This is a genomic window from Arthrobacter sp. JCM 19049 (assembly GCF_001310435.1).
Window position 1 is genome coordinate 1 of sequence record NZ_BAXF01000382.1, and the last position, 2,102, is coordinate 2,102.

Annotated in this window: 1 protein-coding gene and 2 pseudogenes; 1 reads left to right on the plus strand and 2 read right to left on the minus strand. The window is 64.9% G+C overall.

Going from position 1 to position 2,102, the window contains the following annotated elements:
• The coding region (locus JCM19049_RS20725) for a hypothetical protein (RefSeq protein WP_279403129.1) at positions 1-208 on the plus strand (208 nt) is incomplete at its 5' end.
• A 22-nt stretch (positions 209-230) separates the two neighbouring features.
• Here the strand turns inward: JCM19049_RS20725 and tyrS are convergent.
• Positions 231-1,540: pseudogene (gene tyrS / locus JCM19049_RS12420) on the minus strand (tyrosine--tRNA ligase).
• 128 nt (positions 1,541-1,668) lie between these two features.
• Positions 1,669-2,102, minus strand: a pseudogene (locus JCM19049_RS12425) (hypothetical protein); the annotation flags it as partial.

The window sequence follows — 2,102 nt, forward strand, 5'->3', positions numbered from 1 at the left end:
GCTGCCAGGTAAACATCCCGTTTCCGGTGTGTGTTTCCCGCTGGCAACAGATAAAAACTATACGCAGGTTCCACCACCCACGCAAATCGAGGGCTTGTCCGACGAAAACCCCGGAATGCCGGGGGAAATCAGGCGCTCTGGGGGCGTAGATGCAGAAAACCGCCGAAAAAGTGCTGTGCTTCACAGACTTTCTCGACGGTTTCCCTGAAATGCTCCTGCGGGGCGGGTGGTTAGCCCTCCAGCTCCAGGACTGCCATGTTCTTCTTGCCGCGGCGGATGATCGCGTAGCGCTGGTGCAGGAAGTCATCAACGCTCAGTTCCGAGTCGATCCCCTGGACCTTGCGGTTGTTCACGTAGGCGCCGCCTTCCCCAACGGTGCGGCGGGCCTCGGACTGGCTCTTGCTCAGCCCGCTGGTCTGCAGCACGTTGAGGATGCCCAGCTCGTCGGCCTTGATCTTGGCCGAGGGCAGCTCGGCGATGACCGCCTGCAGCGTCGGCAGATCGATCTCGCCCAATTCGCCGTTGCCGAAGACCGCGGCCGAGGCGGCGATGACCTTCTCGGTCGCGTCCTCCCCGTGGACCAGGCTGGTGACCAGCCAGGCCAGGGTGCGCTGTGCCTTGCGCTGGTGTGGGCGCTCGGCCACCTCGGTCGCCATTTCCTCAATCTCGGCACGCGTGAGGAAGGTGAAGACCTTCAGCCGGTCGATCACATCGGCGTCCGCGGTGTTCAGCCAGAACTGGTAGAAGGTGTACGGGCTGCACATGTCCGGATCCAACCAGATGGCATTGCCCTCGGACTTGCCGAACTTCGTGCCGTCGGAGTTGGTGATCAGCGGGGTGCCGAAGGCGTGGACGTGCTTGCCTCGACCTTGCGGATCAGCTCGGTGCCACTGGTCAGGTTGCCCCACTGGTCCGAGCCGCCGGTCTGCAGGGTGCAGCCGTACTGGCGGTGCAGCTCCAGGAAGTCGAAGCCCTGCAGGACCTGGTAGCTGAACTCGGTGTAGCTGATGCCCTCATCGGAGTTCAGGCGGGCGGCGACGATTTCCTTCTTGATCATGGTGCCCACCCGGAAGTACTTGCCGATGTCGCGCAGGAAGTCCAGGGCGCTGACGTTCTGCGTCCAGTCCAGGTTGTTGACCAGTCGCACCGCGTTCTCCCCCTCGAAGGAGAGGTAGCGCGAGACCTGGGACTGCAGGCTGGCAACCCATTCGGCCACGGTCTCCCGGGTGTTCAGCACGCGTTCGGCGCTCTGGCGGGGATCGCCGATCAACCCGGTGGAACCGCCCACCAGCGCCAGCGGCTTGTGGCCTGCCAGCTGCAGGCGGCGCATGTTCAGCAGCTGCACCAGGTGGCCCAGGTGCAGGGACGCCGCGGTCGGGTCGAAGCCGCAATAGTATGTGACCGTCTCGTTGGCAAGCGCTTCTTCCAGCGCGGCGTCATCGGTGGAGACGTGGACCAGCCCGCGCCACTTCAGTTCCTGCCAGATGTTATCGAACGACGGATCAATACGTTGTCCCGCGAGGGCGGGATTCTGCTTCATTTCAGACACAAACCCAACGTTAGCAAAATCCGCGCGTGGTGCTCAGTTGATCCGCCCAGATTGCGCCGGAACCCGGACGTGGGATGCGCAACGTGCTCCCGCTGCGCATCCCCATGCCGAAGCGCGGGTTAGTTCACGGCCGCGGCGGCGGCGGTGTCCAGCCCGGCGGGCAACTCCTGGCTGTAGAGCACGTGCAGGCGCTGGGTGGTGCGGGTCATGGCCACATACAGGTCCCCCACCCCGCCGTCGACCTCGCTGATCAGCGCGGCCGGTTCCACGATCAGCACCCCGTCGAACTCCAGGCCCTTGGATTCACGGGCGGAGATCACCACGATGTTCTGCACCATGCCCCCGGAACCGGAGCCGACCCGCTGGCCGTACACCTCGGCCAGCGCCGCACGGTACTGGGCGACCTTCTCCTGCGGGACGATGACCGCCTGCAGCCCGCCCTGGGAGTACTCCAGTTCCCCGGGCAGGATGCGCAGCAGCTGCGGCAGCAGGTTTCGGCATCGGTGTGGGTGAACAGCGGCGGCCAGTCCCCTCGCGCACCGCCTGCGGGTGG